General features: G+C 70.0%; 11 protein-coding genes, 1 tRNA gene and 2 pseudogenes. 12 read left to right on the forward strand and 2 right to left on the reverse strand.

Features of this window, described 5'->3' with window-relative positions; genetic code table 11:
- The first annotated feature begins 62 nt into the window (after positions 1-62).
- From ACWDR4_RS32825 to ACWDR4_RS32855, 7 genes and pseudogenes are all read left to right on the forward strand, one after another.
- Positions 63-2,510 carry a GcvT family protein gene (locus ACWDR4_RS32825; protein ID WP_450413761.1) on the forward strand — a complete coding sequence of 816 codons (2,448 nt, stop codon included), beginning with the start codon at positions 63-65 and terminating at the stop codon, positions 2,508-2,510.
- A 129-nt stretch (positions 2,511-2,639) separates the two neighbouring features.
- On the forward strand, positions 2,640-3,872 hold the full coding sequence (locus ACWDR4_RS32830; RefSeq protein WP_450413762.1) for a sarcosine oxidase subunit beta family protein: 1,233 nt from the start codon (positions 2,640-2,642) through the stop codon (positions 3,870-3,872).
- Positions 3,873-3,896: 24 nt separating this feature from the next.
- Entirely contained in the window at positions 3,897-7,136 is a 3,240-nt protein-coding gene (locus ACWDR4_RS32835) for a sarcosine oxidase subunit alpha family protein (RefSeq protein ID WP_450413763.1), read from the forward strand.
- A complete protein-coding gene (locus ACWDR4_RS32840) occupies positions 7,129-7,737 on the forward strand; it encodes a sarcosine oxidase subunit gamma (RefSeq protein ID WP_450413764.1) in 609 nt (202 codons plus the stop codon). Before ACWDR4_RS32835 ends, ACWDR4_RS32840 begins: the two co-directional genes overlap by 8 nt.
- 13 nt (positions 7,738-7,750) lie before the next feature.
- The gene (locus ACWDR4_RS32845; RefSeq protein ID WP_450413765.1) at positions 7,751-7,939 is read left to right on the forward strand and encodes a hypothetical protein; all 189 of its coding nucleotides are present in this window, start codon (positions 7,751-7,753) and stop codon (positions 7,937-7,939) included.
- A 198-nt stretch (positions 7,940-8,137) separates the two neighbouring features.
- Positions 8,138-8,224, forward strand: a pseudogene (locus ACWDR4_RS32850) (cinnamyl alcohol dehydrogenase); the annotation flags it as partial.
- 58 nt (positions 8,225-8,282) lie between these two features.
- A complete protein-coding gene (locus ACWDR4_RS32855; protein WP_450413766.1) occupies positions 8,283-8,435 on the forward strand; it encodes a hypothetical protein in 153 nt (50 codons plus the stop codon).
- On the opposite strand, the gene ACWDR4_RS32860 is transcribed toward ACWDR4_RS32855, so the two are convergent.
- Positions 8,425-11,553, reverse strand: a complete 3,129-nt coding sequence (locus ACWDR4_RS32860) for a discoidin domain-containing protein (protein ID WP_450413767.1) — start codon at positions 11,551-11,553, stop codon at positions 8,425-8,427. The genes ACWDR4_RS32855 and ACWDR4_RS32860 overlap by 11 nt on opposite strands.
- A 713-nt stretch (positions 11,554-12,266) precedes the next feature.
- On the opposite strand from ACWDR4_RS32860, the gene ACWDR4_RS32865 reads away from it, so the two are divergent.
- From ACWDR4_RS32865 to ACWDR4_RS32885, 5 genes and pseudogenes are all read left to right on the forward strand, one after another.
- Positions 12,267-14,399, forward strand: coding sequence for a hypothetical protein (locus ACWDR4_RS32865; protein WP_450413768.1), 2,133 nt, complete (start codon positions 12,267-12,269; stop codon positions 14,397-14,399).
- Between the two features lie 486 nt (positions 14,400-14,885).
- Positions 14,886-16,499: a glycoside hydrolase family 27 protein gene (locus tag ACWDR4_RS32870; protein WP_450413769.1), complete on the forward strand. Its 1,614-nt coding sequence runs from the start codon at positions 14,886-14,888 to the stop codon at positions 16,497-16,499.
- A 47-nt stretch (positions 16,500-16,546) separates the two neighbouring features.
- On the forward strand, positions 16,547-17,998 hold the full coding sequence (locus tag ACWDR4_RS32875) for a glycoside hydrolase family 76 protein (protein ID WP_450413770.1): 1,452 nt from the start codon (positions 16,547-16,549) through the stop codon (positions 17,996-17,998).
- A gap of 39 nt (positions 17,999-18,037) precedes the next feature.
- The gene (locus ACWDR4_RS32880; protein ID WP_450413771.1) at positions 18,038-19,642 is read left to right on the forward strand and encodes an FG-GAP-like repeat-containing protein; all 1,605 of its coding nucleotides are present in this window, start codon (positions 18,038-18,040) and stop codon (positions 19,640-19,642) included.
- Positions 19,639-19,911, forward strand: a pseudogene (locus ACWDR4_RS32885) (beta-1,3-glucanase family protein); the annotation flags it as partial. The gene ACWDR4_RS32880 and the pseudogene ACWDR4_RS32885, both read left to right, overlap by 4 nt.
- A gap of 87 nt (positions 19,912-19,998) precedes the next feature.
- Here ACWDR4_RS32885 and ACWDR4_RS32890 read toward each other — a convergent pair.
- Positions 19,999-20,071, reverse strand: a tRNA-Arg gene (locus ACWDR4_RS32890).
- Positions 20,072-20,318: the final 247 nt, after the last annotated feature.

Below are 20,318 nucleotides of genomic sequence, written 5' to 3' on the forward strand. Positions count from 1 at the left end.
CACATTGAGTTGCGCAACCTGAATCATGTTGCGTAGACAGCAACTGAACCGGAGGTGCGGCGATGGCGGGACCCCGAGTGGTCATCATCGGAGCGGGCGTCGTTGGCGCGGCACTCGCGGACGAGATCTCCGCACGAGGCTGGACCGAAGTGACCGTGGTCGACCAGGGACCGCTCCCCGCCACCGGCGGCTCCAGCTCCCACGCCCCGGGCCTGGTCTTCCAGACGAACTCGTCCAAGACGATGACCGAACTGGCCCGCTACACCGTCGAGAAGTTCTGCTCCCTGGACGTCGACGGCAAGCCCTGCTTCCTCCAGGTCGGCGGCCTCGAAGTGGCCACCACCCCCGAGCGCCTCACCGAACTCCACCGCCGCCACGGCTGGATCACCGCCTGGGGCATCGAGGCCCGCCTGCTGACCCCCGACGAGTGCGCGGAGCAGCACTCGCTCCTCAACCCCGACCGGGTCCTGGGCGGCCTCCTGGTCCCCACGGACGGCCTGGCGAAAGCGGTCCTCGCCGTGGAGGCCCAGATCCGCCGGGCCACCGAACGAGGCGTGACCTTCCTGCCCCGCCACGAGGTACTGGACGTCCAGCAGACCGACGGCCAGGTCACCGGCGTGGTCACCGACCAGGGCGAGATCCCGGCCGACATCGTCGTGTGCTGCGCCGGCATCTGGGGCCCGAAGATCGCCCGCATGGTCGGTCTCAACCTTCCCCTCACGCCCCTGGGCCACCAGCTGGCCTGGACCGGCCCGGTCCCCGCGCTCGCGGGCCAGACCGAGGAGTCGGTCCGCCCGATCCTGCGCCACCAGGACGCCGACCTCTACTACCGCGACCGCTTCGACGCCATCGGCATCGGCTACTACGGCCACCGCCCGATGCCGATCACCGCGGACGAGATCCTCTCCTTCGACGAGGCGGACACGGCCGGGGGAATGCCCTCGGTGCTGAAGTTCACCGAGGACGACTTCGAGCCGGCCTGGACGGAAACCCAGTCGCTCCTCCCGTCCACGAAGGACGCGAAGGTCGAGGAGGGCATCAACGGCCTGTTCTCCTTCACCACCGACAACTTCCCCCTCCTCGGCGAGTCCCCGGACGTCAAGGGCTTCTGGGTGGCGGAGGCGGTCTGGGTGACCCACTCGGCGGGCGTCGGCCGTGCCGTCGCCGAGTTGCTGGTCGACGGCTACTGCTCCTCCTTCGACCTGCACGAGTGCGACCTCAACCGCTTCGAGCCGCACCAGCTGTCCCCGGAGTACGTCCTGGCCCGCGACTGCCAGAACTTCGTGGAGGTGTACGACATCCTCCACCCCCTCCAGCCGTCCGGGCACCCCCGCCCGATCCGCACCAGCCCCTTCCACACCCGCCAGCGGGACCTGGGCGCCTTCTTCCTGGAGGCGAACGGCTGGGAGCGCCCGCAGTGGTACGAGGCCAACGCGGGCCTGGTGGAAGGCCGTTCCGTGCCCACCCCGAACGACTGGGCGGCCCAGTACTGGTCCCCGATCGTCGGCGCCGAGGCCCAGGCGACCCGCGAGACGGTCGCGATGTACGACATGACGGCTCTGAAGCGCCTGGAGGTGACGGGCCCGGGTGCCGCCGACTTCCTGGAGGGCCTGACCACCAGCAAGGTCGCCAAGTCCGTCGGCTCGGTGACGTACACGCTCCTCCTGGACCACGACGGCGGCATCCGCAGCGACATCACGGTCGCCCGCCTCGCCCGCGACCTCTTCCAGGTCGGCGCCAACGGCAACCTGGACCTCGACTGGTTCACCCGCCACCTCCCGGCCGACGGCACGGTCCAGGTCCGCGACATCACCCCCGGCACGTGCTGTATCGGCCTGTGGGGCCCGCTGGCCCGCAAGGTCCTCCAGCCCCTGACCGACGAGGACTTCTCGAACGACGGTCTGAAGTATTTCCGCGCCAAGCGTGCCTACATCGGCAGCGTCCCGGTGACGGCGATGCGTCTGTCGTACGTCGGCGAACTCGGCTGGGAGCTGTACACCACCGCCGACCAGGGCCAGAAACTCTGGGACACCCTCTGGCAGGCGGCACAGCCCCTGGGCGGCATCGTGGCGGGCCGCGGCGCCTTCAACAGCCTCCGCCTGGAGAAGGGTTACCGCTCCTTCGGCACCGACATGACGTACGAGCACGACCCGTACGAGGCCGGCGTCGGCTTCGCCGTGAAGCTCGACAAGGGCGACTTCATCGGCAAGGCGGCCCTGGAACGCCGTAAGACCGATGTACGCCGCAAGCTCACCTGCCTGACGATCGAGGACCCGAGGTCGGTCGTGATGGGCAAGGAGCCGGTGTACGAGGGTGACCGCGCCGTCGGCTACGTGACGAGCGCCGCGTACGGCTACACGATCGGCAAGGGCATCGCGTACGCGTGGCTGCCCGCCGAACTGGCCGCCCCCGGAACGACGTTGCACATCGGCTACTTCGACGAGCGTGTCGAGGCGGTCGTCGCAGAGGAGCCGTTGTTCGACCCGACGATGTCCCGCCTCCGTGGGTAGGCGCTCCGCTGTAGGGGCGGCTAGGGGTTGTCGGTTCGCTGCGGCGCCGTCGTGGCTTGTCGCGCAGTTCCCCGCGCCCCTTGGGGGCGCCCCGAGTCCACCACTCACCGCAGAAATCGGAGACGCGCGATGAGCCCCCGTACCCCCGGCGCCGAGCTGCCGGAGCACCCCGACTGGCTGTGGCGTACGCCCGAGCCGAAGCGCAGTTACGACGTGATCGTCGTGGGCGGCGGCGGGCACGGCCTCGCCACGGCCCACTACCTGGCGAAGAACCACGGCATCACGAACGTCGCGGTGCTGGAGAAGGGCTGGCTCGCGGGCGGCAACATGGCCCGCAACACCACGATCATCCGCTCCAACTACCTGTGGGACGAGAGCGCCGGCATCTACGAGCACGCGCTGAAGCTGTGGGAGGGCCTGGAGGAGGAGCTGGACTACCCCATCCTCTTCTCCCAGCGAGGCGTGCTGAACCTGGCCCACAGCCTCCAGGACGTCCGCGACAGCGTGCGCCGGGTCGAGGCGAACCGCCTGAACGGCGTGGACGCCGAGTGGCTCGACGAGCAGCAGGTCAAGGAAGTCTGCCCGATCGTCAACATCTCCCCGGACGTGCGCTATCCGGTGATGGGCGGCACCTACCAGCCCCGCGCGGGCATCGCGAAGCACGACCACGTGGCGTGGGGCCTGGCCCGCTCGGCGGACGCGGCGGGCATCGACATCATCCAGAACTGTGAAGTGACCGGGCTGGACGTGGTCGGCGGGCGGGTCGTGGGCGTACAGACCACACTGGGCCCGATAGCGGCGGGCAAGGTGGCGCTCTGCTCGGCCGGCCACACCTCGGTGCTGGCGGCGATGGCGGGCATCGAACTCCCGCTCCAGAGCCACCCGTTGCAGGCACTGGTGTCGGAGCTGCTGGAGCCCGTGCATCCGACGGTGGTGATGTCCAACGCCGTGCACGTGTACGTCAGCCAGGCGCACAAGGGCGAGTTGGTGATGGGCGCGGGCATCGACTCGTACAACTCCTACACGCAGCGCGGCGCGTTCCACATCATCGAGGAACAGATGTCGGCGGCGTTGGAACTCTTCCCGGTGTTCGCCCGGGCCCATGTGCTGCGCACCTGGGGCGGCATCGTGGACGTGAGCCCGGACGCGTCACCGATCGTCGGCCTGACCCCGGTGGACAACCTGTACCTGAACTGCGGCTGGGGGACCGGGGGCTTCAAGGCCACCCCGGGCGTCGGCTGGGTCTACGCCCACACGATCGCCCACGACACGCCCCACCCCCTCAACGCCCCCTTCTCGCTCGACCGTTTCACCACCGGCGCGCTCGTCGACGAGCACGGCGCGGCCGCGGTGGCCCACTAGGGATCCTCAAGGGAGCCGAACGACATGCTGCTCATCCCCTGCCCGTGGTGCGGGCCCCGCGACGAGGCCGAGTTCCACTACGGCGGCCAGGCACATGTGCCGTACCCGCAGGACCCGTCGACCCTGACCGACGAGGAGTGGGCCCGGTACCTGTTCTTCCGCGCCAACCCGAAGGGCCCGTTCGCGGAGAGGTGGAGCCACGCGGCGGGCTGCCGCAAGTGGTTCAACGCGGTACGGGACACGGGGACGAACGAGATCCTGGCGGTGTATCGGGCGGGTGAGGAACGTCCGGAGACATTTTCAGCCCGTCCGGCGTTTGAGGACGAGCCCCTTAAGGGCGACGGGGGTCTGGGGGCAGAGCCCCCAGCGGGGGTCCAGGGGGCAGGCCCCCTGGTTTCGGGAAGGGGTGGGGTGGGGGAAGAAGAATCCCAGCCGTTCCGACTCCCCACCCGAGGTCGAACACACCGTGACGACCGTCTGACCTTCACTTTCGACGGCACCCGGTACGAGGGCTACCGAGGCGACACCCTCGCCTCCGCCCTCCTCGCCAACGGCATCATCCACACCGGCACCAGCATCAAACTCGGCCGCCCCCGAGGCATCTTCTCCGCCGGCCCCGAAGAACCCAACGCGGTCATCCAGATCGAGGCCCCGTTCCCCGAGCCGATGCTCCCCGCCACCACGGTGGAGCTGTACGACGGCCTCGCGGCAACCAGCCTCCCCGGCCAGGGCAGACTCGCCACCACCCCCGACCCCGCCCGCTACGACGCCGTACACGCCCACTGCGACGTACTGATCGTCGGCGCGGGCCCCGCAGGCCTCGCCGCAGCGGCGACCGCCGCCCGCACCGGCGCCCGCGTCATCCTCGCGGACGACCGCCCGGAACTGGGCGGCAGCCTCCTGGGCACGGGCGAGCACCTCGACTGGGTGGACGAGACAGTCACCCACCTCCAAACGGCCCCCGACGTACGCGTCCTGCCCCGCACCACCGTCTTCGGCTACTACGACGACAACCACCTCCTCGCCGTCGAGCGCCGCACCAACCACCTGGGCGCAGCCGCCCCGGAGAACGTCTCCCGCGAACGCGTCTGGCGCATCCGGGCCCGCCGAGTGGTCCTCGCGACCGGCGCCCACGAACGCTCCCTTGCCTTCGCGGACAACGACCGCCCCGGAGTGATGCTGGCCGCCTCGGCGCGTACGTACGTCAACCGCCACGGCGTCCTGCCCGGCCGCAGGGCGGTCGTGTTCACCACGAACGACAGCGCGTACGCGGCGGCACTGGATCTGGCCGCAGCGGGTGCGGACGTGGCAGCGATCGTCGACACCCGCACCGACCCGGGCGAGTGGGCGGACCGCGCAAGAGCGGCCGGCATCGAGGTGCTGGCCGGATACGCGGTCGTCGGCACGGAGGGCGACGCGCGCCTGACGGCCGTAACAGTCGCCCCGTACGGAGAGTCCGACGGGGAACTCGCCGGGCAGCAGCGGGGGTTCACCGCCGACCTCCTCCTCGTCTCCGGCGGCTGGAACCCGGTGGCCCACCTGTTCAGCCAGGCCGGCGGCAGGCTCCGCCACGACGACACGCTCGGCACCTTCGTCCCCGACAGCTGCCGTCAGGCCGTCGAGGTCGCGGGCAGCACGACCGGCGTCCTGGACCTGCCGACGGTCCTCGCCCAGGGCGTGGGCGCCGCGTCCCGCGCGATCGAGGCGGAGGGCTACACACCGAACGCGCCCCGCCTCCCCGCCCCCGATCCGGCCGCGCAGCCGCTCACCCCGCCCATGCACGTGTACGCCATACCGGACGCCTCCGACACCCGCTCCTTCGTCGACCTCCAACGAGACGTCACCGTCGACGACCTGGCCCGCGCGACCGGCGCCGGTATGCGCTCGGTCGAGCACACCAAGCGCTACACGACCGCGGGCACCGCCAACGACCAGGGCAAGACGTCAGGCCTCCTGGCCAGTGGCATTGTCGCCGCACTGCTCGGCGTCGACATCTCGGCCCTCGGCACGACCACGTTCCGGCCGCCGTACACGCCCGTCTCCTTCGCCGCCCTCGCGGGCCGCGACCGGGGCGCGCTGCACGACCCGATCCGGACGACCGCCCTGCACACCTGGCACACCGAGCACGGCGCGCTGTTCGAGAACGTCGGCCAGTGGAAGCGCCCCTGGTACTACCCGCAGGCCGGCGAGGACATGGAGACCGCCGTCCTGCGCGAGTGCGCCGCAGCGCGCGACAGCGTGGCGTTCATGGACGCCTCGACCCTCGGCAAGATCGATGTACAGGGCCCGGACGCAGGCGTCTTCCTCGACCTGCTCTACACCAACATGATGAGCACCCTGAAGGTCGGCATGATCCGCTACGGCGTGATGTGCCGCCCGGACGGCATGGTCTTCGACGACGGAACCGTCATCCGCCTCGCCCAGGACCGCTTCCTGGTCACCACGACGACGGGCAACGCCGCCGCCGTACTGGACTGGATGGAGGAGTGGTCCCAGACCGAGTGGCCGGACCTGCGCGTCCACTGCACCTCGGTCACCGAGCAGTGGGCCACGGTGGCTCTCGTCGGCCCCCGCTCCCGGGACGTCCTCGGCTCCCTCGCACCCCAACTGGCCGTGGACAACGCAGACTTCCCCTTCATGGCCTGGCGCGAGACACCCGTCGCGGGCATCGACGCACGCGTGTGCCGGATCAGCTTCTCCGGCGAACTGGCCTACGAGATCAACGTGTCACCGTGGGAGGCCCGCGCCCTCTGGGAGGCGCTGTACGAGGCCGGCGCCCCGTACGGCATCACGCCCTACGGCACCGAGACCATGCACGTCCTGCGCGCCGAGAAGGGCTACCCGATCATCGGCCAGGACACCGACGGCACCGTGACTCCGCAGGATCTCGGCATGAGTTGGGTGGTGTCGAGGAAGAAGCCCGACTTCATCGGCAAGCGGTCGTACGCCCGTGCCGACGCCGTCCGCCCCGACCGCAAGCACCTCGTCGGCCTGCTCCCGGACGACCCCGGCACCTTCCTCCCCGAGGGCACCCAGCTGGTCGCCGACAGCGTGCTGCCCGCGCCGCCCGTCCCGATGCTCGGCCATGTCACCTCCAGCTACCGCAGCGCCGCCCTGGGCCGGACCTTCGCCCTCGCCCTGATCAAGGGCGGCCGGGAACGCCTCGGCGAGCGGCTGTACGCCCCCGTGGGCGACCGGCTGGTCCCGGTGACCGTCGCGAGCCCCGTCCTCTACGACCCCGAGGGAGCCCGCCGAGATGGCTGACACCACCACTCTGCTCCGCAGCCCCGTGTCCCCCTTGTCCGACGCGGCCGACCGTCTCGCCACCGCGACCCGCACCTCCGGGGGCGCGATCCGGCTGGCCGAACTCCCCTTCCTGGCCCAGCTGAACGTGCGCCTCGACGCCAAGGGAGCGGCGGCCGACGCGGTCGGGCTCGCCCTGGGCATCCTGCTGCCCCTGGCCCCCAACACCGCTGTACGGGCCGGGGAGTTGGTCGCCCTGTGGCTGGGCCCGGACGAGTGGCTGCTCGTGGGCCCGCCCGGCAGCGAACGGGATCTGGAAAGCCGTATCCGGGAGGCGGCCGGGGACGAGCCGGTGTCCGTCATCGACGTCTCCGCCCAGCGCACCACCCTCCTCGTCACGGGCCCGCGCGCCCGCGACCTGCTGGCCCACGGCTGCGCCCTCGACCTGCACCCGCGCGCCTTCGGCCCCGGCCACTGCGCCCAGACGACCCTCGGCCGAACCCAGGTCGTCCTGGTCGCCCGGGACGAACCCAGAGCCGGCTTCTGGGTCCTGGTCCGCTCGTCCTTCGCCGGCTATCTGACGGACTGGCTGCTGGACGCGGCGACGGAGTACGTGGGCTGAGGGAACCTTCCGGTTGGCTGTGCGTGTACATGGAGGAGTCCCTCGCCATGAAGCTGCTCGTTCTCGGCGCGACCGGTCCCACGGCCGCCATCTCGTCGACCTGGCCCTGCGCTCCGGTGACTCGGTCACGGCCCTGGTGTGCGACCCGACGGCCCTGGGCGGTCTGATCGTCATCGACACGGGCGGACTGCCGGTCAGTTAGCTGGCTCCGCCGGAGAGCTATCGCCCCGCCTAGGTGGCGGCGTACATCGGATCTATTTTCGGCTGGACGTGAGAGTTGACGCGCATCTGGGGCAGTTCTAGGCCCACCCGACAGATAGATCCGATGAATCGCCACCCCCTGGAAGGGCAGATGGCAGCCGGAGGGTTACTCGCCGGAGGCACTGCCTGGCTGATGCCCACCCGGCACTTCAAGAACGGCGTCTACCACCACGGCAGCGGACGGGCCGAGGCCCGCTTCCGCAACATCACCTACTGGACGCGGTGATCCGGCGACGACCTCCAGAAGAGCGGTCATCGGATCGGCGCCGGCCGGAACAACGGCCGTGTCCCTGCCGGGAGTTGCCCAGGCGGCCGACAGTGAGGTCGACGACAGCGAGGTCGACGACAGTGAGGGTGTCACCGCCCCTCCTCCGGGCGGCCGTTGGAAGCTCCGCAACCGTATGGACTCGGACGCGGAGCCGTGGGTCACGAGGTGATGGTGAGGGCCGTGAGTGCGGTGTGGACTTCGGCCGGGGCGGTGACTCGGAGTGCCACATAGCGGGCCCTACTGTCGGTGCGGAGCACTCCCCGCGCCGTCAGCCGTGCCGCTCCGGTGTATGTACGGCCGTCCCCGCTGAACTCGGCCTGCGCCGCCGGGACGTGTCCGCCCCGCCACTGAGTGCGGATCTCCGTGATGTGCCGCTCGGCACCCAGATCGACGACCATCCGACCGCCCGGGCCGGGCGTCCATGCGGTGCCCTCGTCTCCGTCGACCGCGGCGTTCGGGTCCGTCATGCCGGGCGGCAACGGTGCGGTCGGGAAGGCGGGGCGGCCGAGTGCCAGGTCGGCGAGCGGGTACGCCGTGGCGCGCGGCACGGTGACCGTGGTCGTACGGCCCGCACGGACCGTGGCGTCGAGGCTCCTGCCCTGAGCGGAGACGGTGACGTGGCAGGAGGGCCCGCCGAGTCGCACCGTGCGGCCGTCGACCACCTCGGCGCGCAGACCGACGGGAACGCGCTCCCCGGAGAGGACGAAGCGCGCCGGCAGCAACACGGCGGAGGCGGCGGGCAGTTCGGCTCGACAGGCCGTGCCCGATTCGGTGACGGTCTGGACACCCTCGTACAGGCGGATTCCGTCGGTGCGCGAGCCCGGGATCGTCACGGTGGTGGTCACCGGATCCGAGGAGAGGTTGAACAGGCTCAGGTAGTCGTCGGTGAGAGCGGCCTTCACCTGGGCGGACCGTGCCGAGGGGCTCTTGCGGGCGGCTGCGGCGCGCAGCCGCCCGGGAGTCGCGCCCGGGAGGCCCTCGACCAGAAGGCCCTCGGCCGGTCCGTCGGAGAGGACGACCGTGTTGCCGTACACCGAGATCGGGTTGGTGCCGCCGCGCACGACGAGACCGGCACGGCCGTCGATGTCCAGCCAGCCGCCGCTGCTGGTGACGTCCGCCTGCGGCCAGGCGACGAGGTCGGTCCATGTCTGCCCGTCGACCGATCCCTGTATCCGGTACGCGCGGCCCGCCGCGGTCTCCCAGCGCAGCGTCACCCGGTCCAGGTCCAGGGCCGTGCCCAGATCGACGGTGATCCAACTGTCCACGCGAGGACGGTCCGCACGGGACACCGCCCAGCGGGTCGAGCCGTCGCCGTCGACCGCGAGTGCGGGCTCCTTGCCCGGGTCGAAGGAGGACGCGGAGGCCGTCGCCCCGGCGCCGCGCGCCAGGTCGACGCCGGTGACTCCGTCGCGTATCTCGAAGGCGTACAGCGAATAGCCGTACGAGGGGTCGGGGCGTGTCCCGAGCATCCGAAGATGGCGGAACCGGCCGCGAGGGAAGGTGAGTTCGTCGATCCGGGGGCCGGCGGCGGGAGCCGAGGTGCCGGCCTGTGCCGCGATCGTCGTGCTGCCTTCGGCCGCCCGGTACGTGCGGCTTCCGTCCAGCCCCGGCATCCCGGGCATGTTCAGGTTGTGCACCTCGATGTGGCCTTCCCCGGCGGCCGTACCGGAGGTCGCGTAGACGACGGCGCCGGACGGCAGAGTGGTGAACCCCGCGTACCCGGCGTCCAGCGTGAGCAGGCTCGCGCTGCCGTCGAACCCGTCCCGCAGCCGGGAGTACGCGACGACCGACCGTCCGGTGACCTTGGCGCCGGTGCTCGGCAGGAACATCGGCGTCGTACCGCTGAGCGCGAACAGCCAGTCGTCATGGGCCGGTTGCCAGGCGAACTTCACGAAACCGGCCTTGCTGACCGCACCGGCCCACGCGCCCGGTGACTGATGGGAGACGAGGCCGGGAGCCGAGCCGTAGTCGGTGACGCCGCTCGCCTGCTCGAAGAGCTCGCGCTGTGACAGGGGACGCACGGGTGCGTTCCCCGACCGCGCCCGCCACTCGTGGAGCAGATAGCTGATGGCCAGTTCGGCCCGGGCCTCCGGCTCGTACTTGGGCTCGCCCGAGAACTTCGCGAGGCGATACTGCGGCGGGTACTCCTGATACGCCTCCAGCCGCTCGGCCAGGGCCAGTTCACAGCGCGCCGCCGCGCGGTCGCCGACGACCTGGGCCAGGAAGGCGAGGGGAATGACGTCCCGGCCGTAGAGGTGTTCGCGGTCGGCGACCATCGGCATCAGGGGCTCTCCCGCGTCGCTCATCACCCCGAGCAGGGTGCGCCACAACGGCGCGGCATTCGGCTGCTCCGTGAGTACCTCGGGCAGGGCGCGGCCCGCCACGAGGAAGTGGGCGCTGTTGCGTCCCGACGTACGCCAGAGTTCTTCCTGGTAGTGCGGGCCGAACGAGCCGTGGTTCTCGACGATGAACGTGTCGTAGAGGTTCCGCGCGGTGTTCTCGCTGACGGCGACCCCGTCCACGCGGGCCGGGTTGGCGAGGTCGGCGGCCGGGAGCCCCGCCTCGTTGCGGCTCCACCGGCCGAAGGCGGCGCGCCACGCCTCGTACCGCGGATCGTCGCCCGCCCAGGCCAGACCGGGTGCCAGCGACTGGGTGTAGACCCCCATCTCCTCCAGCTTGGTGTCGCCTTCGAACCCCCCGCTCAGGCCGTGCGGGGTCCAGCCGGCGGAGTCGGGATCATCGGCCGTGCCCAACTGGGCGGTGTACTGCGCCTGTTCGCGGGCGATGGTGTCGACGTTGCGGCGCGTCACCTCGTCGAGGTCGTCCCACAGCAGGCGGGCCGCGAGCACGAAGTACGACTGGAACGTGGTGTCCCAGAACAGCTTCCGCCCCCACAGGGCGCCGCCGGTCAGCCGGTTGGATGCCGCGAAGTGCTTCACGGTGGCGAGGGTTCTGGCGCGCAGAGTGTCCTTGTCGACTCCGGCACGCTCGGCGTCGTACGGGCCCCGGGTCAGCAGGACGGCGTTGCCGAGCACGACCCCGAAGCCGAAGTCCTTGTCGGTGTAGTGGCCTTGGGCCGGGTCCCATTGCTGCTCCGACCACCGGGTGTGGGAGAGCAGGACGCGGTAGTACGTGTCGGAGACAGGGTCCCCTCCTGGGGCGTCCGCGGTTGTCGCGGCGGAGGCCCGACCCGAACCCAGGGCGAGCGGGAAAGCGGCCATGGTGCCGGTGGCGCCGATCAGTTGTACGGCCTGACGGCGGGTGAACCCCACGACGTGCTGCGACATTCGGCGATACCCTTCGACAACGTTGTCAGAGTGTGCGGTCATTCTGTGGCCGCGCCGTGTGCACGTCAAGGCTCTTGGGGCCCCCTGTGGCACTCGACGGGTCACGCGTGACGATCGATGCGCCTGCGCACCTGGCCCAATCAAGCATTTCCCGCAGCCCCATTGACCGACTGGTCGAACGCCACTTAGGTTCCCCGGAGGCGAAAGCGCTTGCCGTCGCCCACCGTTCACCCCGCGCAGCCCCATCGGCTGCTTTCCCGCGCCACGTCTCGCTCGCCTGACGGAGAAATCCTCGCGATCATGCGCACACCGCTATCTCCCCTCCGGCGCCCGCCCGCCGTATGGCAACGTTGTCATCACGGCGGGTCGAGGACCGTCGTCAAGGGGGGTTCGCGGGTTCCTGGTCGCGTACCTCGCACGCTCTGTCGGGGAAAACCACCGCGCCTGAGCCCTCGCCCTCCGCACCGCCGCGGATCCGGAGGCGGCGCACGGCTGGCGTCCGGCCCTGCGCCGAGCCGCGACACGCTGCGTTCCCGATCCGGCGGGGTGCACCCTGATCGCGCCCGACATCGGACTGTGCGTCGCGTTCCTGTGGATGCTCTCGCTGCTCGCCCCCCTTCTGCCCGGGCCGCTCTGCCCGGGCCGCCGGCCTTCGCCATCACGGCCGTTGAACTCCGGAACGAGCCTCCCCCCGACGAAAGGTGATCTCCGCCGTGCCCCCTCTGAGCCGCCGTCTCTTCCTCGGCGCGGCCTCGGCCGCCTTCCTTGCCGCGGGCGCCGGACCCGTCGCCGCGGTGTCGGACACCATCCGGCACAGATCCAGAGACTGGACCTTCGAGAACGACTCCCTGCATGCCACCGTGACCTACCGGAACGGCGGGATCCACCTCACCCGGATCCTCAACAAGCGTGCCGGAAGCGACTATCTGAGTGCCCCCTCGTCGCTCTTCGCCCACGAACTCGACGGCGCCGACACCGTACGCGCGGACGACGGAGGGTGGCGCCTGGGAGCGACGACCAGGGAACTCATCACCGTACGCACGAAGGAGAGGTCCTGGCGGGTCGGGGAGCGCGTCCGCATCGCCCTGCGCAGAACCGTGCCCCGCCCGTTCCGCGTCACCCTGGTCTTCGAGATCTACGACGGCGACGCGGGCCTGCGCTACTTCACGCTCGTCCGCAACGAGGACCCGGCCCGCGATCTCACCCTCACCCGCTCCACCGTGATCGACCTGCGGCTGCCCAACCAGCCGCACACCCTCCACTACGTCCCGAACATGAAGTGGTTCAGCACCCGCGGGTCGCTGAGCACCGACCCCGTCGGCAGGTCCTGGCCGAAGAAGGCCCTCACCGTGTACGACACCGGGCACGGCTGGAGCGTGAGTCCCGAGCTCAACTGGAAGACCCAGCGGGGCAACGGCAACTACCCGACCGACTACATGCTGCCGCCGTTCGCCGGCATCAACGCCTGGCACGAGCAGGACACCGTCTCCGTGGACACGCACCCCGAATCGCTGCGACTGACACTGCGGCCGGGGGAGGAGTTCGAGTACCTCGCGGTGAACCTGACCGTGTTCGAGGGGGATGTCGTCGACGGCAAGATGGCCGACGAACTGCACTTCCGCAAGCGCTTCAAGTACCACCACACGACCGCGCTCTTCCACCAGAACGACTGGGACTACCGCGGCGGCCCGGGCCACGAACTGCCCGCCGGCTACTACTACGACACCGTCATCCCGCAGACCAGGCGGGCGGGCCTCGACATGGTGATGCTCGACGACTACTGGAACACCACGCGCGACTCCATCGAACCCAGCGATTCGATGAAGAAGTCCATCACCAGCCTGGGCACGCTCTCCAGGACCCTCAAGGACAACGGACTCGGCTTCGGCCTCTGGTTCTCCCTGACCGGAGACGGCCACCTCAATGGCCGCGACCTCGCCGACCCGGCCCAACTCGCCTACAAGCGAGGCCAGATCGAGACGCTGCTCAACGACTACGGCGTCACCCAGCACATGATCGACCTCACCGAGTACTGGCAGAACGAGCAGACGACCGCCTACTCGCACCCGAGCGACAACGTCTACCGCAAGGTCGTCCTCACCCGGACCATGCTCGACGACCTGGTGACGAAGAACCCCCAGTACCTGCCCAAGCTCACCAGCGAACTCGACATCGCCCCCACCCAGGGCGACCGCAACAACGGTCTGCTGCACATCGCGTACAACGGCTGGAACACCTCCAACGGAGGCGTCACCGGAGAGGACCTGTCGCTGCGCACCGCGCTCACCGCGTTCGGGCACCTGCCGATGGGGGCGACGTACATGAACGGCGGAAAGATGACCGGCCGCATGGAGGACTACTACTCCTACATGGCCGTCCGAGCGGTCAAGTTCGGCCAGGATCCGGGCGACCCGAGCAAGTGGCCCGAGGCGGCGGTGAAGCTGATGGGCGTGTTCAACGCCTGGCGCAGGCGGCCCGAGATCACCGCCCTGACGGACGGCCAGTTCCTGCCCGTCCACCTGGGCCAGGGCTGGGACACGACGGAGTGGGACAGCGCCAAGGGCCCGTACGTGTGGATGTGGACGGATGCCTCGCGCCGCACCGCCCTTCTGATCGCGACCGCGGCCGGAACTCCCCAGACCACCGTCGATGCGAAGGTGCGCTGGCTGAAGGGCCGTACGACCTACGCCGTCACGGACATCACGATCGACGACGACGGCAGCCAGGCCCACGCCGCGAAGGGGGAGTTCACGGGTGAGCGGCTGCGCACCGAGGGACTGCCGGTCGACCTGTCCGAGAACACCTCGAAGGGCAAGGCGTTCTGGTTGGAGGCGGTGGTGCGGTGAGGTGCCGGGACCAGGGCCGAGCGAAAGACCAGGAGCGGCAGGGGCGTTCGGCGCACTCATACCGGCAGGGCGTCGCTCCCCAGGCTTCGGCCCAGTCGTGGACGAGGGTCTCCGCACCGGCCCGCCGACGACGAGGAGCCGTGGTGGACAGCCAGTCGAGAGGTTCGACGCCACCGGGTGTACCGCCGTCCAGCGCGATCCTGATGGCTGCGGCGAGGTCGGTGTCCGTGCGGTCCGTGCGGGCCGCGGGAGCCCTCCAGGGATGGGGTGATGGAAACGTTCCTACTGAGCCGTGGGGTCGTCAACGCTCCTGCAGGCATGAGTAGTTAAGCCCGACGGCAATTTGGTACGGACCATTGACGCCTGAACCTGGCTGATGGGATGTTCTCGGTGGTCACGTTTCCAAGACGCTCCGCCCCCCGACTGGACAACGTTGTCCAGCACGTGAGTTCGTCCGGCCCCGCACGGCGAACAGGAGACATCGGCATGACTCTCCCGTCACCCCTCATGAGACGCCTGAGCGCCGCCCTCACGATGGTGCTTCTGCTGGCCCTCGCCCCGGCTCTGCTGGTGCTCCGCGCCGCACCGCCCGCGCAGGCCCTCGAGAACGGCCTGGCCAGGACGCCCCCGATGGGCTGGAACGACTGGAACGCCTTCGGCTGCAACGTCACCGAGCAGCTGGTCAGGCAGACCGCCGACCACCTCGTCTCCTCCGGTCTGAAAGACGCCGGGTATCAGTACGTGAACATCGACGACTGCTGGATGGCCTCGGCCCGCAACTCCGCGGGCCAACTGGTGCCCGACCCGGTCAAGTTCCCCAGCGGCATCAGCGGCACCGCCGCCTACGTCCACAGCAAGGGCCTCAAGCTCGGCATCTACGAGAGCGCCGGCACCGCCACCTGCCAGGGCTACCCCGGCAGCCTCGGCCACGAGCAGACGGACGCCAACAGCTTCGCCGCCTGGGGCGTGGACTACCTCAAGTACGACAACTGCAACCACCAGAACGTGCCCGACCAGCAGCGCTACACCGCCATGCGCGACGCCCTGGCGAACACCGGCCGCCCCATCGTCTACAGCCTCTGCAACTGGGGCCTGGCCAACGTGTGGACCTGGGGCGCGGGGGTCGGCAACAGCTGGCGCACCACCGACGACATCAACCTCAACTTCTCCACGGTGGTGTCGATCTTCAAGGCCAACGTCAAGCTCGCCCCGTACGCCAAGCCCGGCGCCTGGAACGACCCGGACATGCTGGAGGTCGGCAGAGGCATGTCGTTCAACGAGGACCGTTCCCACTTCAGCCTGTGGGCCGAGATGGCCGCGCCGCTGATCGCCGGGAACGACATGCGCAATGCCTCCGCCGCCACCCTCTCCCTCTACGGCAACAAGGACGTCATCGCCGTGGACCAGGACTCCCTGGGCAAGCAGGGCACCGAGATCTCCTCGGCAGGCGGTCTGCACGTGCTGGCCAAACCCCTCGCGAACGGTGACGTGTCGGTGGTCCTGTTCAACGAGAACGCGAGCGCGGCCACGATCACCACCTCGGCCTCCGCGGTGGGCCTGCCGGCCGCCTCGACGTACCGGATCGACAACCTCTGGACGCATGTGATCAGCAGTACGAGCGGCAGCATCGCGGCCAACGTCCCGGGGCACGGCTCGGTCATGTACCGGGTGTCCGTCGGCAGCGGAACCAGCGTCGGGACGACGCACCCGCTGATCGGCGCCTCCTCCAACCGCTGCCTCGACGCGTACGACAACCAGACCGCCCCCGGCACCAAGATCCAGATCTGGGACTGCGGGGGCGGCGCCAACCAGGCCGTGACCCTCACCGCCGCCGGTGAACTGCGCCTCTACGGCGGCACCCAGTGCCTGGACGTCAACGGCAGCGGGACCACCGCCGGCACGAGAGTGCAGCTCTGGCCCTGCACCGGTGGCGCCAACCAGCAGTGGCGCTTCAACGGCAACGGCACCATCACCGGCACCCAGTCCGGCCTCTGCCTCGACGTCATGGGCGGCGACCAGGCCTCCGGCAACGTCAACGGCACCGCGCTCGAACTGTGGACCTGCAACGGCGGCGCCAACCAGCAGTGGCGCCTGGGCTGACCGACCTCAACGGAGCTGACATGCAGTCAAAGACGACAAGAACACGCATGCTTGGGACCGGCCTGCTCGCGACGGCGGTGTCCCTGGCACTCCTGATCCCGGCGTCCGGAAGCGCCGAAGCAGCGACCGCAGCGGTCCAGGCGACCGTCTGCAACAAGTACTGCGACGCGCGGGACCCGGCCCTCAGCAGCCAGGACCGCAAACCCGTCACCGCCACGCTCTTCTCGCGCACGTTCGTACTGCACTTCGACGACGCCGACGCCATGGGCTGGGCGTCCATAGGCAACGGCAGCCCCGGGGACGAGGTGTGGATGGACCGCTCGTTCGACGGCGGGCGCACCTGGTCCTCGGACAGCAGGATCGGCGCCACCACGATCCCGGCGGGCCAGACCGGCTGGCGGACCATGATGTACAACGTCGACGACTGGGCGAACCACGGCGTCGGCGCCCTGCGCGCCTGTGGCAAGGCCGCCGACCGCACCGACATCGTCTGCACGCCCTGGGCCCGCTCCACCTGGAACGCCGGCGACCGGCGCACCGCGGCGGCCACCGCGCAGATGCAGTTCTACAACTACGGCACCGGCCTCTTCGACACCACCGGCTGGTGGAACTCCGCCAACGCGCTGAACGCCGTCATCGACAACGCCCGGGTGACCGGCATGCGGAGCTACACCTACGCCATCGCCCGCACCTACGACCTGCAACTCAACGCCCACGCCGGGCAGTTCCGCAACGACTACATCGACGACACCGGATGGTGGGGCCTCACCTGGATCGCGGCCTACGACCTCACCGGCGACCCCCGCTACCTGGCCACGGCACGGGCCGACGCGGACTACATGGCCTCCTACTGGGACAACACCTGCGGCGGCGGGGTGTGGTGGAGCACCGCGAAAACGGTGAAGAACGCCATCCCCAACTCCCTCTACATCGAGCTCAACGCCGCCCTGCACAACCGCATCCCGGGCGATACGACGTACCTTGCGCGGGCGAAGGCGGACTGGACCTGGTTCCAGGGCACCGGCATGGTCAACTCCGACAACACGGTGGGCGACGGCATCAGCCTGAGCACCTGCAAGAACGGCAACGCCACGGTCTGGTCGTACAACCAGGGCCAGTTGGTCGGTGGTCTGACCGAGCTGTACAAGGCCACGGCCGACTCCTCCGTACTCGCCGCCGCCCGTCGGATCGCCGACGCCAACACCACATCGAGCAGGCTCAACACCTCGGCCGGCATCCTCAAGGACCCCTGCGAGAGCGGTGACTGCGGCGCCGACGGGCCCTCCTTCAAGGGCGCCGACGTACGCGGCCTGGCGAAGCTCAACGCGGTTCTGTCCGACCGCCCCTACACGGCGTACCTCAACAAGCAGGCCGCACAGGCCTACACCTCCGACCGCAACGCGCTCGACCAGTACGGCCTGCGCTGGTACGGCCCCCTGGACAAGACCGATGCCGCCCGCCAGCAGAGTGCCCTCGATCTGATGAACGCCGCCTCCTGACCCCCCACCAGCCGCCCGTGCCGCAAGAGGAGGAGAACCATGTCCGTGTCCGTCCGCCGCAGACCCCCATCCGCGCACCGCGACACGCGAACCCGGCGCCTGACGCGGCGGGCATCCGCCGCGGTCCTCGCCGCCGTCGGCGCGGTTCTCCTGGCACTCGTGCCGGCAGGACCGGTCTCCGCCCAGACACCCGTCCCTCAGTTGCGGGTCATGCCACTGGGCGACTCGATCACCTGGGGCGTGGGCAGCGCCACCACGTCGTCGTACCGGGCGCCCCTCGCGCGTCTGGTGGCCGGCCAGTCCGCGTACACCGTGCAGTTCGTCGGTTCGCAGAGCTCCGGCACGCTGGCCGACCAGTCCAACGAGGGACACAGCGGATACGTCATCTCCCAGATCCGCGACGGCATCGACGGCTGGATGTCCGCGGCCCGCCCCGACGTGGTGATCCTGCACATCGGCATCAACGACCTCCACCGGGGCGTCGACGTGGCGAACGCTCCCGCCCGGCTGACCGGCCTGGTCGACCGTATCTACGCCGACCGGCCGGGCACCAGCGTCATCATGCTGGGCCTCATCCCGACGACGCCGGGCCTGGGCTCGCAGGTGGCGACGTACAACGCGGCGGCCAAGCAACTGCAGGTCACCGAGCAGGCCGCCGGGAACAAGTTCCTCTACGTCGACCCACCCGCCCTGACCTCCGCCCAGTTCGTCGACGACCTGCACCCGAACGACGCCGGCTACCAGCGCATGGCACAGGCCCTCTCCCCGGCCCTCACCAACGTGTTCGACGCCGGATGGACCGCCGGAAGGCGCCAGTTGGACGCGGGCACCGAGTCCGGCACCACCGGCAACGTCCGGTGGGCGGACTTCGACGGCGACGGCCGGAGCGACTACGTCCTGCTCGGCTCCAGCGGCGCGGTGTCGGTGTGGCTCAACCGGGGCGGCGACGGCCGCGGCGGCTGGTCGCCACTGGGTCAGGTCGCCTCGGGCCTGACGGCCGACGCGGTCCGGGTCCGCGTCGCCGACTTCGACGGCGACGGACGAGCCGACTACATCGTCCTCGGCTCCACCGGCGCGGTGACGGTCTACCTCAACCGTGGTGGTGACGGCCACGGCGGCTGGTCCGTCCTCGGCCAGGTCGCCACCGGCCAGACCACCGACCCCAACCAGGTGAAGTTCGCCGACTTCGACGGCGACGGCCGGAGCGACTACGTCCTGCTCGGCTCCACCGGCGCGGTGTCGGTGTGGCTCAACCGGGGCGGCGACGGCCGCGGCGGCTGGTCGCCACTGGGCCAGATCGCCTCGGGCCTGACGGCCGACGCCTCCAAGGTGCGCTTCGCGGACCTCGACGGGGACGACCGCGCCGACTACACGTGGCTGAGTTCCACCGGCGCGCTCTCGGCCTACCTCAACCGGGGCGGCGACGGCCGTGGCGGCTGGCTGGGGCGGGGGCAGGTCGCCTCCGGGCTGACGGCTGACGCCACCCGCGTGTCCACGGCCGACTTCACCGGCGACGGCAACGCCGACTACGTCCTCGGGGACAACACGACCAACGCCGCCACCGTCCATGCCTGGCAGGGCGGGGACGGCCACGGCGCCTGGAACGACCTCGGGCGCGTCGCCGGCGGCGTCACCACCGGCTGACCCCGTGCCAAGGAGCAACAAGCAGTCAGGCCCAGGCCGCCGTGCCCAGCACCATCCCGCTGACGATCAGCAACGACTCGGGGCGCGGTGACCAGGTCTACGTCTACAACATCGGCACCCTGCTCACCACCGGCCAGGCCATGACGCTCCGGATGCCGAAGTTCTCCGGTCGGGTCTGCTTCTCCTACGGCCAGAAGCTCGTCTTCAAGCTGACCACCGGCGGCCTCGTGCAGCCCGCGGCGCAGAATCCGTCCGACCCCAACAGGTCAGGGCAAAGCGCCCTCCGGGGGCAATGAAAAACCTTCCCCAGCGATCTCGCGGAGGGCTTGAAAGCAGCTCTGACCTGCAAAAATGGGCGCCCCCGGCAGGACTCGAACCTGCGGCCAAGCGCTTAGAAGGCGCCTGCTCTATCCACTGAGCTACGGGGGCCGGGTGTGGTGGCCTCGGTCGTGGTGGGCCCGGGTGTGGGCTGGTCCTTGACGTTGCCGGGGACAAGGATAGGGCTCCCGGGTCCTTGTCCTGGTTGCTTCGCCTCCGTGGCTCAATGTGGAGGTTCAGTGAAGCGGTCCTGATAATCGCAGGCAGGTACGAATCGTGCACCGATTTTGGCGTCTCGCGCATCGGGTGTTGTGCACTCGTTATGCCTGGACTATGCCTACGTCCCAGTCGTCCCTTC

It is taken from the genome of Streptomyces sp. NPDC000878 (genome assembly GCF_053599695.1).